Raw genomic sequence first — 19,098 nt, forward strand, 5'->3', positions numbered from 1 at the left:
GCCGTGGGGTCCGGGCGGTCGGCCGTCGTGTCCGCGGCCCCGCCGGGCGGGCGTCAGACGTTGACGCCGAAGTCCGACGCGATGCCGCGCAGGCCGCTGGCGTAGCCCTGGCCGACGGCGCGGAACTTCCACTCGGCGCCGTGGCGGTAGAGCTCGCCGAAGACCATCGCGGTCTCCGTGGAGGCGTCCTCGGAGAGGTCGTAGCGGGCGATCTCCTGGTTGTCCGCCTGGTTCACCACGCGGATGAACGCGTTGCGGACCTGGCCGAAGCTCTGGCCGCGGTTCTCCGCGTCGTGGATCGACACCGGGAACACGATCTTCGTGATCTGCGCGGGCACCCCGGCGAGGTTGACCTTCACGGCCTCGTCGTCGCCCTCGCCCTCACCGGTGAGGTTGTCGCCCGTGTGCTCCACGGAGCCGTCGGGGCTCGTGAGGTTGTTGTAGAAGATGAAGTGCTGGTCGGAGACGACCTTTCCGGAGTCGTCGCAGAGCAGCGCGCTGGCGTCGAGGTCGTAGTCCGTGCCGGTGGTGGTCCGCACGTCCCAGCCCAGGCCGATCAGCACGGCCGTGAGGCCGGGCGCCTCCTTGCTCAGCGAGACATTGCCGCCCTTGGAGAGGGAAACTCCCACGTGTCCTCCTGTGGTCCGCTACCGAGATTCGCTCCCGGTCGTGGTCGGGACCGGGACTTAGAATCTACATGAGTGTAGAAGCGTCCGAAGGGGGTACAGCCCCTTCCGGCCGTTACGATGTGGCGCTCCCTATGAGACGTACGCGACATACGTGAGGTATGTGATCTGGGGGAGCGCGAGACTCGCGGAAGCACGGGCGGCGGCAGGCGCGGCGTACCGCGACGGAAGGCGAGGACACGGCATGGCACAGCACGCAGACGGGCCACAGGAGCCGCGTCCGCGCAGGCGCGGGCAGGGCGAGCTGGAGGCCCAGGTGCTCACGGCGCTGCACGGTGCGCACGGGCCGGTGAGCGCGGCCTGGGTACAGGAGCGCATCGGCGGCGACCTCGCGTACACGACGGTCATGACGATCCTCACGCGACTGCTCGCCAAGAAGGTGGTGACACGTGAACGCGCGGGCCGCTCCTTCGTGTGGCGTTCCACCGCCGACGAGGCCGGGCTCGCCGCGCTGCGCATGCGCAAGGTCCTCGACGGCGAGAGCGACCGGGAGGCGGTGCTCGCCAGCTTCGTCACCACCCTGTCCGCCGACGACGAGCGGCTGCTGCGCGACCTGCTCGGCGAGGCGGGCGGCGCCGCCACCCCGGAGGACTGACCGCTCGCATGGGGCTCTTCGTCTTCCTGCCGCTCGTGCTGCCGCTGACCGCCTGGCCGGTCGCCCGGCTCGCCGCCCAGCATCTGCACCCGCGCACCGCGACCCGCCTGCTGACCGCGCTGGCCGCCGTGATGGCGCTGTGCAGCACGCTCTGCCTGGCCCTGCTCATGGTCGTCGGCACCGCCCAACTCCCCGGCAACCCGCTGCCCGACGGCTGGTCGGACCCGGAGGTTCGCGCGGCCCTGCCCTACGACGAGGTCGCGGGCAGGGCCGCGATCCCGGCCCTGACGATCGTCTGCGCGGCGCTCGCGCGCACGCTGTGGCGGCACGCGACGGTACGGCGCCGGGGGTGGCGGGCGCTCGCGGGGCTGCCCGGAACGTCGGTGGCCGTGCTGCCGGACGCGACCGAGGCGTACGCCTACGCGCTGCCCGGGAAGGAGCGGCGGGCCGGGGGCCGTTCGTCGCGTGGGCGGAGTGCGCCGCACGGGCGCGTCGTCGTCAGCCGCGCGCTGCTCGACCGGCTCCAACCCGCCGAACGGCGCGCCCTGTTCGCCCACGAGCGGGCCCATCTCGCCGCCCGCCACCACCGGTTCCTGCTGGTGACGCAGTTGGCGGCGCGCGCCAACCCGTTCCTGCGGCCGCTGCGCACAGCCACCGCGTACACCGCCGAGCGGTGGGCCGACGAGGAGGCCGCGGCGGTCGTACGGGACCGGCGCGTGGTGGCGCGCGCCATCGGCAAGGCCGCGCTCGCGCGCCCGCGAACGCCGGGGCCCGCGTTCGCGGGGCTCGCGGCGGCGGGCCCGGTGCCGCGCCGCGTCGCCGCCCTGCTCGGCCCGGCGCCCGCGGCCCGCACCCGGCCCTCGCTGTTCACGGCGATGGGACTCGCGCTCTGGGGCGCGGCGTGCGGCACCGTCGTGTCGGCGATGTCCTCGGCGAACGCGGCGGTGACGATGGTGCTCGTCCTGCGGGCGGCCACGCCGCTGTGACGCGTCAGAGGTCGAACTCGTGCGGCGGCAGGTCGAGGGCGAAGCACGCCTCGCGCACCACGGCCTGCTCGTCCTTGTCGAAGTCGCCGTCGGCGCCGCCGATGACGATGCCGATCTGGATGACGGCACGCGCCTCGGCGGGCTTCTTCTTGGCCTTCGCGACCTCCTGCAACACGCTCACCTTGCCGAACGCGAAGTCGGCCGTCAGCTTGTCCACGTACGCGTCGAAGCGGCGCCGCAGGTCGTCCGCGGCGAAGTTCTGCAGCACCTCGTTGGTGGCGATCAGCTGCGCGACGCGCTGGCGCTCGGCGGCGTCCACGGTGCCGTCGGCGGCGGCGACCAGCGCGCACATCGCCATGCTGGAGTCGCGGAAGGCCCCGCTCGTGAGGTCGTTCTTCTTCGCCGTCAACTGCGCCTGCATCGTCGACGCGGATTCCTTCAAGCGGTCCCACAGGGCCATGGAAAAACTCCATCGGTTGGTGCCGGCAGTTGTCGCCAGCCAATTTCTACAGCACTGTAGAAGTTAGCATCCGAGGCACCCGTACCGAAAAGTGCCACTGGTCGGGTGAGTCGCATAAGTCACCTGTGTTTCATGGGTTCCGTAAGTTCCGCACGCAAGTTCCGTACGCACGGAAAGGCCGACCGATGACATCGACGCCCCGCGAGCGGCTCAGCAGCACGGCCCGCGAACTCCTGGACAGCGCAACGGCGGAGCTCGCCCCCAAGCACGCGAATCCGCTGGTCCCCCTCGTCGCGGACGGCGGCGCCGACCGGCGCGCGCTCGCCGCGCTCGCCCTGGAGCAGTGCCGGATCATCCCGGCCGACCGCCGGTCCTTCCTGCACCTGGCCGCCCGCTCCGCCGACGCGGGCCTGCCCGCGTGCGCGGCCTTCTTCGCGGCCCTCGCCGAGGGGGAGGACGTGGCCCTCGACCGGCTCGGCCCGCTGCTCACCGCCTGCGGGGTGGACGCGGAGCAGGCGGCGGCGTACGTCCCGACGGCGGGCTGCCAGGCCTATCCCGCGTACGTGGCCTGGCTCGCCCTGAACGCCGAACCGGCCGACGCCGTCCTCGCCCTGACCGCCAACTTCGCGGCGTGGGGCGGCTACTGCGGCGCGCTCGCGCGGGCGCTGCGCGAGCACTACGGCTTCGCCGACGAGGCCTGCGGCTTCTTCGACTTCTTCGCCGGACCCGCGCCGGACCTCGACCGCGCGACCCTCGCCGCGCTCCAGGAGGGCATCGACCTGGAGCGCCTCACGCCCACGACGGCGCTGCGGCAGGGGCGGCTGCTCCAGGACTACGAGGAGATGTTCTGGGGGACGCTGGCGGGGCTCGCCTGAGCGTGCCCCGGCGCGCGGCGGCGCGGGGCGGACGTACCGAGCCCTAGCCCGCCTGCTCCGCCCGCATCACGATGGCCGTCACGACGACCCCGTCTCGCACCAGCCACGTCCCGGAGAACCCCGTCAGGCGTGCGCCCGCGACCACCGGCCCCTCCACCAGGAGCTCGGCGGTGAACGTGCCGTCCGCGCGGATGTCCAGGTGTGCGTCCTCGAAGCCGAGCCAGCGCCCGGCGAGCGGGAACCACGCCTTGTAGACCGACTCCTTGGCGCTGAACAGCAGCCGGTCCCACGGCACTGCGGGCTCCGTGACGGCGAGCGCGGCCAGCGCGGCGCGCTCCTTCTCGTCGCTGACCAGCTCAAGGACACCCGGGTCCGACAACGGCTCGGCCGGTTCGGCGTCGACGCCGACCGAGGTGACGGCACCGGCGCGGGCGACGACCGCGGCGCGGTAGCCCAGGCAGTGCGTCATGCTGCCGACGACGCCGTCGGGCCACACCGGTGCGCCCTTGTCGCCGCGCAGGATGGGTCCGGGCGGCACGTCGATGCGGGCGAGCGCGGTGCGGGCGCAGTGCCGCGCGGTGGTGAACTCGCGCTGCCGCTTCGGCACGGCCTTCGCCACGTAGGCGACCTCTTCGGGGAACAGGACCGCGTCGGCCGGGTCCTCGCGGGTCTCGACCACGACGACGGGCTCCGCGGCCAGGAGGGCGCCCAATATGCCGGTCTCGTCGGACACTTCGCCGGTGGACTTCGAGGGTGACGTCACAGTCGATCACTGTACCGGCGGCCCGCGCGGCGTGGTCCTGGATTCCCGCGCCCGGTCCGGCGACCGGCGCGCGGGGCCCCGCGGGGCGAGCGCATAGGGTGGCCTGATGCAGGACGAGTACCGCACCGTGGCCCGCGAGGGCGTGCACGAGACCGAGATCAACCGCTCGCGCTTCCTGTGCGCGCTCGCACCCGCCGCCACCGAGCGGGAGGCCCAGGACTTCGTCGCCCGCGTCCGCAAGGAACACCCCACGGCCACGCACAACTGCTTCGCGTACGTCATCGGCGCCGACGCCTCCGTACAGAAGGCGAGCGACGACGGCGAACCGGGCGGCACCGCGGGCGTCCCCATGCTCCAGATGCTGCTGCGCCGCGACATGCGGTACGTCGTCGCCGTCGTGACCCGCTACTACGGAGGCGTCAAGCTCGGCGCGGGCGGTCTGATCCGCGCCTATGGCGGGGCCGTCGGCGAGGCGCTCGACGCGGTCGGCACGCTGACCCGCAGGCGCTTCAGGCTCGCCACCGTCACGGTCGACCACCAGCGCGCGGGCAAGATCCAGAACGATCTGCGGTCGGCGGGGCGCGAGGTGCGCGACGTGCGGTACGGGGACGCGGTGACCCTGGAGATCGGCCTTCCCGACGCCGACGTCGAGGCCTTCAAGGCGTGGCTCGCGGACGCCACGGCGGGCAGCGCGGCGTTCGAGCTCGGGGGCGAGGCGTACGGGGACGCCTGACGGCCGACGGGACCGACCCCAGGCGTGAACGTGTGCGAATAGGTAGAATTCGGGCATGGGGAAGCGGCCCGTGACGCCGACTGCGCCCGAACTCGTCCTCGAGACCGACACCGGCTCCACGGTGATGAGTCCGAGCCGGGACTATCACGTCGGCCGCGACCCGCTGAGCGACGTCGTCATCGACGACGCCCGCGTCTCCTGGCACCACGCGGTCCTGCACGCCGAGCTGGACCACTGGACGATCGCCGACGAGCACAGCACGAACGGCACCTACGCCGACGGGCGGCGCGTCCACGAGTGCGGCGTCGGACCCGGCAGCGTCCTGCGCTTCGGCAACGTCACCGACGGCCCGCGCGCGGTGCTCGTCGGCCGTGAGCCGCCCGCGCCGGCCTCGCCCGCCGCCCCCGAGCGCCCCTCCGCCGTCCGCACGCCCTCGGCCACCGGCACCTTCCGGCAGCCGACGACCGTGCGCCCCCTGCCCACCCGCACCGTCCGCATCGGCCGCGCCGCCGACAACGACCTGGTCATCGACGACCTGGTGGTCTCCCGCCGGCACGCGGAGCTGCGGTTCCTCGCCGACGGCACGTACGAGATCGTGGACCTCGGCAGCCACAACGGCACCTATCTCAACGGTCAGCCGGTCGCCCGCGCCCGGGTCATGCCCGGGGACATCGTCGGTGTCGGCCACCGCGCGTACTGCCTGGTCGGGGACCAGCTCCAGGAGTACGTCGACACCGGCGAGGTGTCGCTCGACGTGCAGGAGCTGACGGTCGCCGTCGACCGGGGCCGCAAGACGCTCCTCGACCGGATCTCCTTCCCCGTCGGCGAGAAGTGCCTGCTCGCCGTCGTCGGCCCCAGCGGCGCGGGGAAGTCCACCCTCCTCAACGCCCTCACCGGCCAGCGCCCCGCCGACGGCGGCACCGTCCTCTACGACGGCCGCGACCTCTACCGCGACTACGCCGAACTCCGCCGGCGCATCGGCCTCGTACCGCAGGACGACATCCTGCACACGCAGCTCACCGTGCGCAGAGCCCTCGGATACGCCGCCGAACTGCGCTTCCCGCAGGACACCGAGAAGGCCGAACGCCGGGCCAGGGTCGACGAGGTCATCCGCGAGCTCGGCCTGGAGCAGCGCGCCGACCAGCCCATCCACAGCCTCTCCGGCGGCCAGCGCAAGCGCGTGAGCGTCGCCCTCGAACTGCTCACGAAGCCGTCGCTGCTCTTCCTCGACGAGCCGACGTCCGGGCTCGACCCCGGCATGGACCGGTCGGTGATGCACATGCTGCGCGGCCTCGCCGACGACGGCCGGACCGTCATCGTCGTCACGCACAGCGTGCTCAGCCTCGACGTGTGCGACCGGCTCCTCGTGCTCGCGGCGGGCGGCAGGATCGCCTACTACGGCCCGCCGCAGGACGCGCTCCCGTTCTTCGGCTTCACGCAGTGGCCCGAGGCGTTCGAAGCCTTCGAGGGCGACCGCGACCGGGACTGGGCCGGGGGCTACCGTCAGTCGCCGTTCCATCAGCAGTACATCGTCAACTCCTCGGCGCAGCCCTACCTCCTGCCGCAGGGCGGCGCGGGCATCCCGGCGGGTGGCCCGGACCGGGACGCCGCCTTCGCGCCGCCGCCGAAGGCACAGAGCTGGGGGTCCCAACTGCGCACCCTGGTGCGGCGGTACGCGGCCGCCCTCGGCGCCGACCGGACGTTCCTCGCCATCATGGTCGCCCTGCCCTTCGTGATGGGTGCCATGGCCCGCGCCCTCGCCGGGAGCAGGCTGACCCAGGAGACGGCGATGAACGCGCTGCTCATCCTGTGCGTCGGCGGCGTCCTGACCGGCGCGGCCAACGCCGTGCGGGAACTGGTCAAGGAGCGCGTCATCTACCAGCGCGAACGGGCCGTGGGGCTCTCCAGATCGGCGTACCTGATGTCCAAGGTCGTCGTGCTCGGCACCGTCACCGTGCTGCAGGCCGTCGTGCTGACCCTGGTGGCCCTGCTCGGCGTCGACCTCAACGCGCCCGCCGGTGAGGGAGTGCTGCTTCCGCCCCTGGCCGAGATCACCGTGGCGGTGGCCCTGCTGGCCTTCACGGCCATGATGCTCGGCCTGCTCGTCTCGGCCCTGGTCCGCAAGGAAGAGGTGACGATGCCGCTGCTCGTGCTCCTCGCCATCGTCCAGGTGGTGTTCTGCGGCGCGCTCCTGAAGCTCCACGGGGTGCCCGGCGTCGAGCAGTTGGCGTGGCTGGTGCCCTCGCGGTGGGCGCTGGGCGCGATGGCGGGGACCATCGGGCTCGGCCGGATCGTCCCGGGCGAGCTGACGGCCGACCCGCTGTTCCGGCACTCCGCGGGAGTCTGGCTGCTGAATATGGGCGCCCTGTTGGCCCTCTCGGTCGTCTTCGGGTACGCGGTCGCCAGGCTGCTGCGGCGGCACGAACCCGCGATCATGCGGAAGTAGCGAGCGGCGAGCAGGAGTGGATGAGATGACCACCGCGGACTTCCGCCCCACCCACGTCGTCCCCCAGGACGGGCTGCCCGCCTGGGAGGCGCCGGACGCGAACCGGCCGACGACGCCGCTCGACGCGCTGCTGCCCGTGCAACTCGTCGACCGGCTCGGCGACTGGGGCCGGATCGTCTGCGCCAACGGCTGGTCGGCCTGGGTCGACGGCCGCCTCCTGGTCGCCGTGCCGCACGATCCACCGGCCGCGGGCCACCCGCTCGCCCGCACCGCGGACCCGCGCCCGCTCCTGGCCCGCTCCGAGGACGCGCTGACCCGCTACCGCCGCGCGGCGGAGGAACTGGCGGGCGGCACGGCGGACGGCGAGTCCTTCCGCGGCCGGACCCGCGGACTGCGCGTGGGCGTGGTCGTGGACGGCGAGTCGGTGTGGCTCTACGACGCCGAGCACGAGCGGTGGGTGTACTGCGACGGGGCCCGGCTCAGCACGTACGCGGCGGGGGAGGCGCCGAGCGTCCACGGCGACGGTCCGGCTCCGGGGCCGGAGCCGACGCAGGTGGTCGAGGCCGTGCCGGATCCCGGTCCGGCGCACGCTCCGTACGGCGGAGGGGCCGCCCCGGACCCGTACGGCGAAAGCGCGTCTCCGGAGCCGTACGGAGACAAGGCCGCCCCGGATCCGCACGGCCAAGGCGCCGACCCCGACCCGTACGGAGAAGACCCCACCCGTCGCATCCCGCCCGTCACGCTCGACCCCGACCCGCCCGCCCGGCCCGGTGACGCCTGATGGGGAGCGCGCCGCGCGAAGCGCCGTCGAGCGGCGGCCCGCACTCCGGGCGCCCCTCCGACCTGGTCGGGAGGCAGATCGCGGGCTACCGGGTCGAGAGCGAGATCGGGCGTGGCGGGATGGCCGTCGTCTACCGCGCCAAGGACCTGCGCCTCGACCGGACCGTCGCCCTGAAGCTGCTCGCCCCCGAGCTGGCGCGCAACGACACGTTCCGGCAGCGCTTCACGCACGAGTCGCGCGTGGCCGCCGCGATCGAGCACCCGCACATCGTGCCGGTCTTCGAGGCGGGCGAGACCGACGGCGTGCTCTACATCGCCATGCGCTACGTCCCCGGCCTCGACCTGCGCCACCTGCTCGACCGCTCCGGCCCGCTCCCCGTCGGGACGGCCCTGCGCATCGCCGCGCAGGTCGCGTCCGCGCTGGACGCGGCCCACGACCACGGACTCGTCCACCGGGACGTCAAACCCGGCAACATCCTGGTGGCCAAGGGCACGGACAGCGACCACCCTGAGCACGTCTACCTCACCGACTTCGGCCTGACGAAGAAGTCGCTCTCGCTCACCGGGTTCACGTCCGTGGGCCAGTTCGTGGGGACGCTCGACTACGTGGCGCCGGAGCAGATCTCGGGGCGCCCCGTGGACGGCAGGTGCGACGTCTACAGCCTCGCCTGCGTCGTCCACGAGAGCCTGGCCGGGGGGCCGCCCTTCCAGCGCGACGACGACATGGCGCTGCTCTGGGCCCATCAGTACGACCAGCCGCCCCGGCTGACCGAGAAGCGCCCCGGCAGCCCCGGCGCCCTCGACGGCGTCCTCGCGAAGGCGCTGGCCAAGCGCCCCGACGAGAGGTACGGCTCCTGCCTGGAGTTCGTGGCCGCGCTGCGCGCCGCGGTCACGGGCGGCACCCAGGGGCACCCGCCCACCCAGGTGGACCTCCAGGTCGTGGCGGCACCGGCTGATCCGGGGGCGCCGCCGGAGCCGCCGGACTGGGCCCGACCGGTCTTCCGGCGGCTGCCCGGCTAGGCCCCGTCGGCACCTGCCCGTATCTGGTCGGCCCGTCGGCCCGTCGGCCCGTCAGCGCTCGTCGGCGCTCTTCCGCCCCACCTCGCCGCGCCGGTGGACCGGCCGCGCGAGCAGGCCGCCGACGAACCCGGCGACGAGCCCCCAGGCCACGGCGATCACCAGCGCCGTCCCCAGGTGCGGCCGCAGCTTCACCAGACCGGACAGACCGCCGCCGAGGTCCCCGATGCCCAGGAGCGACAGTCCGGCGTGGGCGGAGATCTCGGCCAGCAGACAGACGGTGAGCACCGTGAGGGCCAGCGCCACCGCCATGTGCACGGCGTGCTGCCAGGCCCGCATCCGGGCGGGGGAACGAGCCGCCGTCAGGAACGCGGCCCCCAGCACCATGACCGCCGCGACGACCAGCAGCCACCACACCCCGTCGTCGTGTTCGGAGAGCGTCCGCAGGTTCAGCGTGGAGTCGGTCGGCTTCCGCAGGACCTGGTCGAGGACGCGCGGCATGGGCAACCCGAACGGCCCGTCCACCCTGCCCTCCCAGGACACTCCGAGCCCGAGGGTGAAGGCGAGCCAGAGGAGGTTGGGGAGCCCGAGCAGCAGCACCGCGAGGGTCTCGGCGGCGTGTCCCCGCGTCGCCGCCACGACCAGGCCGACGAGAAGGCCCAGGACGACGTACGCGAGCAGCAGGACCAGCATGGCGTGGGCCGCGGGACGCACCGACTCCTGGAACCGCACCAGGCGGGCGGGGAGCGGAGCCCCGCGCGAGACCAACAGCGCCATGGCGAACACGCCCGCAAGCCAGAGCAGGCCGAACACGAGGGTCGGCGGCACATCCGTCTCGAACCCGACCTTGGGCGAGGCGCCGAGGAGATCGCCGATGTCGGCCGCGGTCCCCTCCCCGAGCTTGATCGTGAACCGGTGGCTGGCCACCAGGGCGAGGCCCACGAGGAGCAGGACCCACAGCAGCGCGATCCGGGCGGCCCAGCCGACCAGCTCCTTGGTGTCGGCGACGGCCCGGTGCCGCAGCGGCCTGAGGAACCCGGCGGCGATCACCAGCGCGCCGACGAGGGTGACCGAGAGGGGCACCACGGAAAGACCCGCGTCCGTCTCGGCGAAACCACCGGCCCCGCCGGACAGCCCGACCGACCCGCCGACCGCCATGACGACGACCGCGGCGACGACGGCGGGGAACGCCCCACCGGGCAGGTCCCCGGCCCCGGCGGCCCACAGTCCGAGCGCGGCGACGACGGCCATGGCCACCAGCGCGGCGAGCACGGCGACGAAGGCGTGCGGCCAGCCGTGGGGGTCCCGTCGGCTCTGCGGCGCGCGCTGTGCGCCCGCCCGGCCGGGCGGTGTCTGGTGACTCACGTTGTCACGCTAAGCAGCCCCGCGTCGGCGCGCCCCTCGGGAGGGCCGACCGCGTCGGCTTGCGGCTCCCCACGAACCGGGACACACAATAGGCGCGTAATGGAATGGAACGTGCGGATCGGTTGAAATCATGGCCAAGACCGTGCGTCGCAGGCCCTCTACGTCGACCTGTACGCAGTGCCGTACGTGGTCCCGTACCAGCCCTTACGCAGCCCCCTACACAGGGAAGAAGCCTTCGTGAGCGTCGAACCGCCCTCGTCAGGTCGCCCCACAGGACCCCCCTCCGGCCCGCTCTCGGGCCCCTCGCAGCCGGGCGCCACCCAGCAGAGCGGCACCCCGGGCGCGGGCCCGCCCGGTTCGACGCCGCCGCCCGGCGGAGACCGGCCGTCGGGTCCGCCGAGCGGCCAGGGGCCGGGCGACGGCGGCAGCGGGGGATCCGGCGAGCGGCCCGAGGGGCCCGGCGGAAGCCCGGAGCCGGACCGGCCCTGGTGGAAGTCGGCGCCGCGTGTGGCGATGATCGGCCTCGCCGTCGTGGCCGCCGTGGTGCTGACCGTCGTCCTCACCCGACCCGAAGGCACCAAGGAGTCCCGGGGCGAGGTCCTCCTCCAGGCCGCGGGGAAGTCGGGCCCCGACCCCTTCACCGAGTCGACGGCCAGGGACGACGACACCCCGCCGTCCCCGACGCCCGTGGCCAGTACCTCGGCGTCGGCCAACGTGACGCGCGGCGTCGACGGCGCCGCCCCCGGCCTCTACGGCGGGACGCGCAAGGTCGGAGCCTGCGACGTGGAGAAGCAGGTCGACGTCCTCGGGAAGCACCCGGCGAAGAACAAGGCGTTCGCCTCGGTCCTCGGCATCGACGCGGCAGCCGTCCCGGCGTACCTGCGGGCGCTCACACCCGCGCAGCTGCGCATGGACACGCGCGTCACCAACCACGGCTACCGCGACGGCGCCCCCACCGCCTACCAGGCGGTCCTCCAGGCCGGCACCGCCGTGCTCGTCGACGACCGGGGCGTGCCGCGCGTGCGCTGCGCCTGCGGAAACCCGCTGTTGCCCCCCGTCGCGCAGCAGGGCACGCCGAAGCGGACGGGCGACGCGTGGCCCGGGTACCGCTCGTCGGACGTCGTGTTCGTCGCACCCGCCGCCCACGTCGTGAACGTGTTCGTCATGTACGACCCGAAGAGCGGCAAGTGGTTCGAGCGGGACAAGGGCGACACGGGCGCCGGCGACAAGGAGACGCAGCCGCCGGCGGACCGGCCCTCCCCGTCCCCGTCCCTGTCCATGTCCTCCTCGGCCTCCTCGTCCCCGTCGCCCTCGTCCCCCTCGCCCTCCGCCTCCCCGTCCTCCGGTGAGCCGTCCTCGCCGACGCCCTCCGCGGAGGAGGAGCAGCCGCCCGAGTACCGGTCCCCGGAAACGCCGCCGTCGCCAGGGGCATATTGAGGTCCGTGATCGAGCAGGTGCCGGCAGGCGCTAGCGTGGTGGGTGCTGTCGGCGGGGCCCGTGCTGGGGCGGTCCTCGATCCGGGGCACAGGAGGGGAGAGCGAGCATGCGGTCCGGAGCGGCGTCTTGAGAATTCTGCACACGTCCGACTGGCATCTGGGCCGGGCGTTCCACCGCGTGAACATGCTCGGCGCCCAGGCCGAGTTCATCGGACACCTCGTCGCCACCGCGCGTGCGCGCGAGGTGGACGCCGTCGTCGTGTCGGGAGACGTGTACGACAGGGCGGTGCCGCCGCTCGCCGCCGTCGAGCTGTTCGACGATGCCCTGCACCGGCTCGCCGACCTCGGCGTACCCACGGTGATGATCTCCGGGAACCACGACTCCGCGCGCCGCCTCGGCGTCGGCGCCGGGCTCATCGGCCGCGCGGGCATCCACCTGCGGACGGACCCTGCGGGCTGCGGGCAGCCCGTGGTGCTCGCCGACACCCACGGGGACGTGGCGTTCTACGGCCTGCCCTACCTCGAACCGGCCCTGGTCAAGGACGAGTTCGGGGTCCGCAGGGCGGGCCACGAGGCGGTGCTCGGCGCCGCCATGGAGCGGGTGCGCGCCGATCTGGCCGCCCGGACCCCGGGCACCCGCTCCGTCGTCCTCGCGCACGCCTTCGTGACCGGTGGCGAGGCCAGCGACAGCGAGCGGGACATCACGGTCGGCGGCGTGGCCGCCGTGCCCTCCGGGGTCTTCGACGGCGTCGACTATGTGGCGCTCGGCCATCTGCACGGCAGCCAGGCCATCAGCGACCGCGTGCGCTACAGCGGCTCCCCGCTGCCGTACTCCTTCTCGGAGTCCGCCCACCGCAAGACCATGTGGCTCGTCGACCTCGGAGCGGCGGGGGAGATCGAGGCCGAGCGGATCGACTGCCCCGTGCCGAGGCCCCTCGCCCGGATCAGGGGAGACATCGGGACGCTGCTCGCCGCCCCGGAGCTGGCCCGCCACGAGGAGGCCTGGGTCGAGGCGACGCTCACCGACCCGGTGCGCCCCGACGACCCCATGGCCCGCCTCTGCGAGCGCTTCCCGCACACCCTCAGCCTCGCCTTCGACCCGGACCGCGCCCCCGAGGACCCCGACGTGTCCTACGCCCAGCGGCTCAAGGGCCGCGACGACCAGGAGATCGCGGAGGACTTCGTGGCCCATGTGCGGGGCGCGGGCCCCGACGAGCGCGAGCGGGACGTGCTGAGGGACGCCTTCGACGCCGTCCGCGCCGACGACGTGCTGCGCGAGGTGGCCCGATGAGGCTGCACCGGCTGCGGATCACCGCCTTCGGTCCTTTCGGCGCCACCCAGGACATCGACTTCGACGAACTGTCGGCCGCCGGTCTCTTCCTCCTTCACGGTCCGACGGGCGCCGGAAAGACCTCCGTCCTGGACGCCGTGTGCTACGCCCTGTACGGCTCCGTCCCAGGACCGCGCCAGGGCGGCGGCCAGGGCGCGACGCTGCGCAGCGACCACGCGAGCCCGGACACCCGCACCGAGGTGCGCCTCGAACTGACCGTCGCCGGACGCCGGTTGGAGATCACCCGGCAGCCGCCCTGGGAGCGCCCGAAGAAGCGCGGCACGGGCACGACGACGGACAAGGCGCAGAGCTGGCTGCGGGAGTACGGGGGCGGGGGCGACCCGGTATCCGGGGCGGGCGCCGACGGGATCGCCGCCGGAGTGGGCCCCGCCATCGAGCCGGGCCCCTCCACCGAGCCTGGCGGCTCCGCGGAACCGGTCGCCTCCGCCGGTTCCGGCGGCGCTGACGGCTGGAAGGACCTCAGCCGCTCCCACCAGGAGATCGGCGAGGAGATCAGCCAGCTGCTCGGCATGAGCAAGGAGCAGTTCTGCCAGGTCGTGCTGTTGCCGCAGGGCGACTTCTCCCGCTTCCTGCGCGCGGACGCCGAGGCCCGCGGCAAGCTCCTCGGCAGGCTCTTCGACACCCGCCGGTTCGCCGCCGTCGAGGCGCGGCTCGCCGAGCAGCGGCGTGCGGCGGAGGCCCGGGTGAGGGAGGGCGACGCGGAACTGCTCGCGGACGCGCACCGCATGCAGCAGGCGGCGGAGGCAGGGGGCGAGGGCGCCGAGCTGCCGCTGCCGGACGCCGCCCCCGGCGACCCGGGGCTCGCGGACGCCGTGCTCGCCTGGGCCGCCGTGGCCCGCGCGGGCGCCCGCGAGCGCTTCGACGTCGCCCGCAGCGCCCTCGCCCACGCCGAGTCCGCGCACGCGGCGGCGGCCACGGAGCTGGACGACGTCCGCGAACTGGCGCGCCTCCAACGGCGGTTCGCCGACGCCACGGAGCGCGCGGCCCGGCTCGACGCGCGCGCCGACGACCACCGGCAGCTCACCGCCCGCATGGAGCGGGCCCGCAAGGCCGAGACCGTCGCCCCGGCCCTCGCCCTGCGCGCCGAGGCCGACGAGGAGCACCACCGCGCCACGGCCGAGGAGGCACGCGCGCGTGCGCACCTCCCCGCCACGTACGCCGACGAGGGCGCCGCGGGCCTCGCGGGCGCCGCGCGCCGGGCCAGCGAGGAGCTCGGCGGCCTCGCCTCCGCCCGCCGCGCCGAGCCGCGCCTCGCCGAACTGACCGCCCAGCGAGCCGACCTGGACCAGCAGGAGCGGGCCGACGACGAACTCCTCGCCGAGGCGGGGGGCTGGCTCGCCGACTGGGACACCCGCCGGACCCGGCTGCGTGACGCGGTCGAGGACGCCCAGGACGCCACCGCCCGCACCGAGCACCTGGCGGGACAACTCCAGCCCGCGCAGGAGAAGCTCGACGCCGCCCGCAGCCGCGACCGCCTCGCCCAGGAGGCCGACGCGGCCCAGGAGCGCGCCCTCACCGCCCGCGAGCGCGCCGGATCGGCCCGCGAGCACTGGCTCGGCCTCAAGGAGCAGCGCCTCGCGGACATCGCCGCCGAGCTAGCCGCGCACCTGGAGCCCGGCGCCCCCTGCGCCGTCTGCGGCGGCACCGAACACCCCGCCCCCGCGCGGAAGTCCGCGGGCCACGTCGACCGCGCAGCCGAGGAGGCCGCCCTCGCCGCCCACCAGCGCGCGGACGAGGCGCGCGGCACGGCCGAGCGGGACCTCGCCGCCGTACGGGAGTCGCTCGCGGCCGCCACCGCGGCCGCCTCCGGCACGCCGGTCACCGAACTCACCGCGGCCGTCGAGGAGTTGCGGGGCGCGCACACCGAGGCCCGCGACCGCGCGTCGCGGCTGCACGCGGCCCGCGAGGAGCTTGCCCAGGCCGAGCGTGAGCACGAACGGCGCGTCACCGCACAGCAGGAGGCCGCCCGCCGCGTCGACTCACGTGCCGCGCTGCGGGACGCCATCGCCGCCGAACAGGAGGGCCTGGAGGAGGAGCTGGCCCGTGCGCGCGGCACCGCCGCGAGCGTCGCCCAGCGGGCCGCGCAACTGGAGCGCCAGGCCGCCCTCCTCACCGCCGCCGCCGATGCCGCCCGCGCCGCCGACGAGTCCGCCCAGCGCCTCAAGGACGCCGACGCCCGGCTCGCCGACGCCGCCTACCGCGGTGGGTTCGACACCCCGGCCGCCGCGTCGGCGGCCCTCCTCGACGACTCCGGCCACCGCGAGCTCCAGCACCGCATCGACGCCTGGCAGCACGAACAGGCCGCCGTCCGCGCGCTGCTCGCCGAGCCCGACACGGCCGCCGCGGCGCAGCGGGCCCCCGCGCGGGTCGCCGCCGCCGAGTCCGCAGCCGAGGCGGCCGCCGCCCGCGTCCGCACCGTCGCCTCCGCCTGCGACGTCGCCGCCCGCCGCCGCTCCGAGCTCGACCGGCTCTCCGCCCGCTCGGCCGCCGCCGCCCGGCGGCTCGCCCCGCTGCGCGAGACGCACGACCGTGTGGCGCGCCTCGCCACGCTGGCCGCGGGCACCTCCGCCGACAACGAACGCCGGATGCGCCTGGAGTCGTACGTCCTCGCGGCCCGCCTGGAGCAGGTCGCCGCCGCGGCGACGGCACGCCTGCACCGCATGTCGTCGGGCCGCTACACCCTCGTCCACTCCGACGACCGCACCGGCCGCGGCCGCTCGGGCCTCGGCCTGCACGTCGTCGACGCGTGGACGGGCCGCGAGCGCGACGCGTCCACCCTCTCCGGCGGCGAGACGTTCTTCGCCTCCCTCGCCCTCGCCCTCGGCCTCGCGGACGTCGTCACGGACGAGGCGGGCGGCGTGCGCCTGGACACCCTCTTCGTCGACGAGGGCTTCGGCTCCCTGGACGACCAGACGCTCGACGAGGTCCTCGACGTCCTGGACGCCCTGCGCGAGCGGGACCGCAGCGTGGGCATCGTCAGCCACGTCGCGGACCTGCGGCGCCGGGTGCACGCGCAGCTGGAGGTCGTGAAGGGCAGGGCGGGGTCGGTGGTGCGGCAGCGGAGCGAGGGCTGAGGGGCGGCCGTCTCCGCCAGGGGGTGCCCGCCGCGGCGCCTCACTGGCCCAGGGGCCGCCTGGTCAGCGGGGAGGAGTAGACGACGCTCGTCGTCACCGAGCCGAGGGCGCCGATCTTGCCGGAGACCTCCTCCAGGTGCCGCATCGAGCGCGCGGTGACCTTGATCACGAAGCAGTCGTCACCGGTGACGTGGTGCGCCTCGAGGATCTCCGGCGTCGCGTCGACCAGGTCGTGGAACGGCTTGTAGTTCCCGTTCGGGTACCGCAGGCGTACGAACGCGAGCACCGGCATGCCGAGCCGCTCCGGGTCGACCACGGCCGCGTAGCCCTGGATCACACCGGCCTCCTCGAGGCGCCGCACGCGCTCGGTGACCGCGCTCGGGGACATGGAGACGGCGCGCGCCAGCTCGGCGTAACTGGCCCGGCCCTGCCGTTGGAGGACGTCGAGGATGCGCCAGTCGGTGGCGTCCGTGGAATAAGCGGTCATGCCCGAGAGGAAACAGGGAAAACCCCGGCTGATCAAGAGGTTGACAGGGAATCGCCCCTTCAGGACCGTGGCCCTTGGCCATAGATTTTTGGCCATGACCCAGACGACTTCCGTACCCCTCACGCACGCCGCGACCAGCACGAACGGTGCGAACTCCGACGCGGCCAACGCCGTCCTGCGCGTCCCGCCGGCCGCCCCCGCCGCGGCCGCCGCCTACTTCGCCGCGAGCCTCGCCTTCCACGCGGACGTGTCCGACGTCGCCGCCGCGCTCGCCGCCGACGGCGACCCCGGCTTCGTCGTCCTCGACTCCCGCTCCACCGCCTCCTGGGACCAGGGCCACGTCCCCGGCGCCGTCCACCTGCCCACCGCGCTCATCCCGACCCAGGCCGAACAGATCCTGGACAAGTCGGTGCCGGTCGTCACGTACTGCTGGGGCCCCGGCTGCAACGGCGCGACCCGCGCCGCCCTCGCCCTGGCCCAGCTGGGCTTCCAGGTCAAGGAGATGCTCGGCGGCTTCGAGTACTGGGCCCGCGAGGGCTTCGCGTACGAGACCTGGGAGGGCCCCGAGCGGCGCGCCGCGGACCCGCTGACGGCTCCCGCCGACGGGGCGGACTGCGGCTGCTGAGCCGGGCGGGGCGCTGTCTCACATCGGCTGCACGAAGTCCGCCCGCCACTGGGGCGAAGGGTCGGACCCGACCGCGCTCCAGTACTCGCGGCCCGCCACGATCCGCCCGTCCCACACCGTCCAGAAGGAGGCCACGCGGTGTGTCCCCATGGTCTCGTGGGGCACCTCCACCTCGGAGACCACCGTGTCGCCGTCCGCGACGATCCGCAGCAGACGGATCGACCAGCCCTCCGCATACTCCGCGTTCACACGCAGGTAGTTGTCCCTGCCCACGATCCGCTCGGCGCTGACCGGCCACTCGACGACGACGTCCTCGGCCAGCAGCGCCCCCACCCCCGCCCAGTCCCGTGCCCGCATGCGGTCCCACAACGCCGTGACGATCTCCGTAGGTGTCATGGCGGGCATCGTGGCAGCAGCCACTGACAACGGGCGCTCGCCCCGCACCCGGCCGAGTTCGGCCACCTTGGGCCGATCCAGCCCGCCCTGTGGTTAATCGGGTGCGCCCGCGAGCCGCGAGCCCCCATCATGATCTGTCATGCCTCAGCTTCCCCAGCCCACCGCAGCCGAACTCCGCCGCGACCCGCTGCCGTTGCGCGGGCGCACCGCCCTCGTCACCGGCGCGAGCCGTCGCGGGGGCATCGGCTACGCCGTCGCCCGCCGACTCGCCGCGTACGGGGCGAGCGTCTATCTGCACCACCACGTGCCGCACGACGCCGAGATGCCCTGGGGCGCCGACCGGCCGGAGGACGTCGCCGCCTCCGTGCGCGAGGCGCGGGCCGACCCGGACGCCCTCGTCCTGCACGGTCCCGCCGACCTCGCCGACGCCGACGCGCCCGCCGCCCTCGTCGCCACGGCGGCCGAGGCGCTCGGCGGGCGCCTGGACATCCTCGTCGCCAACCACGCCCGCAGCGGCATGGACGGCACCCTCGAAGAGATCGACGCGTCCATGCTCGACGTGCACTGGGCGGTCGACACCCGCTCGGTGATCCTGCTCGTGCAGGCGTACGCGCGGCTGCGCGCCGGGCTCGCGCCGCGCACGCCCGGCGGCCGCGTCATGATGATGACGTCCGGCCAGGACAACGCGGGCGGCATGCCGGGCGAGATCGCGTACGGCCTGCAGAAGGGCGCGCTGGCCTCGACGACGCGGTCGCTCGCGACGACGCTCGCCGAACTCGCCGTCACGGTGAACACCGTCAACCCGGGCCCCGTGGACACGGACTACATGACGGGCGACGCCTACGACGACATCGCCGCCCTCTTCCCGGCGGGCCGCTGGGGCATGCCCGACGACCCGGCCCGTCTCATCGCGTGGCTCGCGACGGACGAGGCCGAGTGGATCACGGGGCAGGTCATCGACTCCGAGGGCGGCATCCGGCAGTGACGGCGGGCTCCGAGCCGGAGCCGGGCCCGGAGCCGGGG

Annotated in this window: 18 protein-coding genes; 12 read left to right on the forward strand and 6 right to left on the reverse strand. The window is 74.4% G+C overall.

The features are described from left to right. Nucleotides 1-53 precede the first annotated feature (53 nt). Complete coding sequence (locus tag ACFVHO_RS25385) at nt 54-629, reverse strand: TerD family protein (RefSeq protein WP_385718861.1); 576 nt, start codon at nt 627-629, stop codon at nt 54-56. A 241-nt stretch (nt 630-870) separates the two neighbouring features. Here ACFVHO_RS25385 and ACFVHO_RS25390 point away from each other — a divergent pair, with 241 nt between their 5' ends. Both ACFVHO_RS25390 and ACFVHO_RS25395 read left to right on the forward strand, forming a co-directional pair. After that, a complete protein-coding gene (locus ACFVHO_RS25390; protein ID WP_385718863.1) occupies nt 871-1,281 on the forward strand; it encodes a BlaI/MecI/CopY family transcriptional regulator in 411 nt (136 codons plus the stop codon). 8 nt (nt 1,282-1,289) lie between these two features. Further along, nucleotides 1,290-2,267 (forward strand): M48 family metalloprotease, encoded by a 978-nt coding sequence (locus ACFVHO_RS25395; protein ID WP_385718866.1) that lies wholly within the window; start codon nt 1,290-1,292, stop codon nt 2,265-2,267. A 4-nt stretch (nt 2,268-2,271) separates the two neighbouring features. Here the strand turns inward: ACFVHO_RS25395 and ACFVHO_RS25400 are convergent, their stop codons facing one another. Next, nucleotides 2,272-2,727 carry a tellurite resistance TerB family protein gene (locus tag ACFVHO_RS25400; RefSeq protein WP_164326594.1) on the reverse strand — a complete coding sequence of 152 codons (456 nt, stop codon included), beginning with the start codon at nt 2,725-2,727 and terminating at the stop codon, nt 2,272-2,274. 185 nt (nt 2,728-2,912) lie between these two features. On the opposite strand from ACFVHO_RS25400, the gene ACFVHO_RS25405 reads away from it, so the two are divergent. After that, nucleotides 2,913-3,602, forward strand: coding sequence for a transcriptional regulator (locus ACFVHO_RS25405; RefSeq protein ID WP_385718869.1), 690 nt, complete (start codon nt 2,913-2,915; stop codon nt 3,600-3,602). Nucleotides 3,603-3,645: 43 nt separating this feature from the next. On the opposite strand, the gene ACFVHO_RS25410 is transcribed toward ACFVHO_RS25405, so the two are convergent. Further along, on the reverse strand, nt 3,646-4,314 hold the full coding sequence (locus tag ACFVHO_RS25410) for a 4'-phosphopantetheinyl transferase (RefSeq protein ID WP_385719180.1): 669 nt from the start codon (nt 4,312-4,314) through the stop codon (nt 3,646-3,648). 157 nt (nt 4,315-4,471) lie between these two features. Here ACFVHO_RS25410 and ACFVHO_RS25415 point away from each other — a divergent pair, with 157 nt between their 5' ends. Genes ACFVHO_RS25415 through ACFVHO_RS25430 form a run of 4 tightly spaced genes read left to right on the forward strand, consistent with a single transcriptional unit; the run spans nt 4,472 to nt 9,344 of the window. Beyond that, nucleotides 4,472-5,098, forward strand: a complete 627-nt coding sequence (locus ACFVHO_RS25415; RefSeq protein WP_385718873.1) for a YigZ family protein — start codon at nt 4,472-4,474, stop codon at nt 5,096-5,098. 55 nt (nt 5,099-5,153) lie between these two features. Then, nucleotides 5,154-7,544, forward strand: a complete 2,391-nt coding sequence (locus ACFVHO_RS25420; protein ID WP_385718875.1) for an FHA domain-containing protein — start codon at nt 5,154-5,156, stop codon at nt 7,542-7,544. Nucleotides 7,545-7,569: 25 nt separating this feature from the next. Further along, the gene (locus tag ACFVHO_RS25425) at nt 7,570-8,325 is read left to right on the forward strand and encodes a hypothetical protein (RefSeq protein WP_385718876.1); all 756 of its coding nucleotides are present in this window, start codon (nt 7,570-7,572) and stop codon (nt 8,323-8,325) included. Further along, a complete protein-coding gene (locus tag ACFVHO_RS25430; protein ID WP_385718879.1) occupies nt 8,325-9,344 on the forward strand; it encodes a serine/threonine-protein kinase in 1,020 nt (339 codons plus the stop codon). The genes ACFVHO_RS25425 and ACFVHO_RS25430 overlap by 1 nt, the downstream gene beginning before the upstream one ends. A gap of 51 nt (nt 9,345-9,395) precedes the next feature. Here the strand turns inward: ACFVHO_RS25430 and ACFVHO_RS25435 are convergent, their stop codons facing one another. Then, entirely contained in the window at nt 9,396-10,706 is a 1,311-nt protein-coding gene (locus ACFVHO_RS25435; protein WP_385718882.1) for a streptophobe family protein, read from the reverse strand. Between the two features lie 237 nt (nt 10,707-10,943). Here ACFVHO_RS25435 and ACFVHO_RS25440 point away from each other — a divergent pair, with 237 nt between their 5' ends. The 3 genes from ACFVHO_RS25440 (at nt 10,944) to ACFVHO_RS25450 (ending at nt 16,567) form a co-directional block, all read left to right on the forward strand. Next, entirely contained in the window at nt 10,944-12,143 is a 1,200-nt protein-coding gene (locus tag ACFVHO_RS25440; protein WP_385718885.1) for a DUF6777 domain-containing protein, read from the forward strand. A 126-nt stretch (nt 12,144-12,269) separates the two neighbouring features. Then, complete coding sequence (locus ACFVHO_RS25445) at nt 12,270-13,433, forward strand: exonuclease SbcCD subunit D (RefSeq protein ID WP_385718888.1); 1,164 nt, start codon at nt 12,270-12,272, stop codon at nt 13,431-13,433. Then, nucleotides 13,430-16,567: an AAA family ATPase gene (locus ACFVHO_RS25450; protein WP_385718891.1), complete on the forward strand. Its 3,138-nt coding sequence runs from the start codon at nt 13,430-13,432 to the stop codon at nt 16,565-16,567. Before ACFVHO_RS25445 ends, ACFVHO_RS25450 begins: the two co-directional genes overlap by 4 nt. A gap of 40 nt (nt 16,568-16,607) precedes the next feature. Here the strand turns inward: ACFVHO_RS25450 and ACFVHO_RS25455 are convergent, their stop codons facing one another. Then, nucleotides 16,608-17,054 carry an Lrp/AsnC family transcriptional regulator gene (locus ACFVHO_RS25455; RefSeq protein WP_385718894.1) on the reverse strand — a complete coding sequence of 149 codons (447 nt, stop codon included), beginning with the start codon at nt 17,052-17,054 and terminating at the stop codon, nt 16,608-16,610. Between the two features lie 94 nt (nt 17,055-17,148). Here ACFVHO_RS25455 and ACFVHO_RS25460 point away from each other — a divergent pair, with 94 nt between their 5' ends. Further along, nucleotides 17,149-17,679: a rhodanese-like domain-containing protein gene (locus tag ACFVHO_RS25460; RefSeq protein ID WP_385718896.1), complete on the forward strand. Its 531-nt coding sequence runs from the start codon at nt 17,149-17,151 to the stop codon at nt 17,677-17,679. A gap of 18 nt (nt 17,680-17,697) precedes the next feature. On the opposite strand, the gene ACFVHO_RS25465 is transcribed toward ACFVHO_RS25460, so the two are convergent. Next, the gene (locus tag ACFVHO_RS25465; protein WP_385718899.1) at nt 17,698-18,075 is read right to left on the reverse strand and encodes a nuclear transport factor 2 family protein; all 378 of its coding nucleotides are present in this window, start codon (nt 18,073-18,075) and stop codon (nt 17,698-17,700) included. A 139-nt stretch (nt 18,076-18,214) separates the two neighbouring features. Between ACFVHO_RS25465 and ACFVHO_RS25470 the strand changes: the two genes are divergently transcribed. Beyond that, on the forward strand, nt 18,215-19,060 hold the full coding sequence (locus tag ACFVHO_RS25470) for an SDR family oxidoreductase (RefSeq protein ID WP_385718902.1): 846 nt from the start codon (nt 18,215-18,217) through the stop codon (nt 19,058-19,060). The last annotated feature ends 38 nt before the right edge of the window (nt 19,061-19,098 follow it).

Source organism: Streptomyces sp. NPDC127108 (assembly GCF_042677545.1).
Taxonomy (GTDB): Bacteria; Actinomycetota; Actinomycetes; order Streptomycetales; family Streptomycetaceae; genus Streptomyces.

Excerpts from the sequence above, each read along its gene's own strand:
- ACFVHO_RS25390 (WP_385718863.1), top strand. The coding sequence starts at position 871 with ATGGCACAGCACGCAGACGGGCCACAGGAGCCGCGTCCGCGCAGGCGC.
- ACFVHO_RS25395 (WP_385718866.1), top strand. The coding sequence starts at position 1,290 with ATGGGGCTCTTCGTCTTCCTGCCGCTCGTGCTGCCGCTGACCGCCTGG.
- ACFVHO_RS25400 (WP_164326594.1), bottom strand. The coding sequence starts at position 2,727 with ATGGCCCTGTGGGACCGCTTGAAGGAATCCGCGTCGACGATGCAGGCG.
- ACFVHO_RS25405 (WP_385718869.1), top strand. The coding sequence starts at position 2,913 with ATGACATCGACGCCCCGCGAGCGGCTCAGCAGCACGGCCCGCGAACTC.
- ACFVHO_RS25415 (WP_385718873.1), top strand. The coding sequence starts at position 4,472 with ATGCAGGACGAGTACCGCACCGTGGCCCGCGAGGGCGTGCACGAGACC.
- ACFVHO_RS25420 (WP_385718875.1), top strand. The coding sequence starts at position 5,154 with ATGGGGAAGCGGCCCGTGACGCCGACTGCGCCCGAACTCGTCCTCGAG.
- ACFVHO_RS25425 (WP_385718876.1), top strand. The coding sequence starts at position 7,570 with ATGACCACCGCGGACTTCCGCCCCACCCACGTCGTCCCCCAGGACGGG.
- ACFVHO_RS25430 (WP_385718879.1), top strand. The coding sequence starts at position 8,325 with ATGGGGAGCGCGCCGCGCGAAGCGCCGTCGAGCGGCGGCCCGCACTCC.
- ACFVHO_RS25450 (WP_385718891.1), top strand. The coding sequence starts at position 13,430 with ATGAGGCTGCACCGGCTGCGGATCACCGCCTTCGGTCCTTTCGGCGCC.
- ACFVHO_RS25455 (WP_385718894.1), bottom strand. The coding sequence starts at position 17,054 with ATGACCGCTTATTCCACGGACGCCACCGACTGGCGCATCCTCGACGTC.
- ACFVHO_RS25460 (WP_385718896.1), top strand. The coding sequence starts at position 17,149 with ATGACCCAGACGACTTCCGTACCCCTCACGCACGCCGCGACCAGCACG.
- ACFVHO_RS25465 (WP_385718899.1), bottom strand. The coding sequence starts at position 18,075 with ATGACACCTACGGAGATCGTCACGGCGTTGTGGGACCGCATGCGGGCA.
- ACFVHO_RS25470 (WP_385718902.1), top strand. The coding sequence starts at position 18,215 with ATGCCTCAGCTTCCCCAGCCCACCGCAGCCGAACTCCGCCGCGACCCG.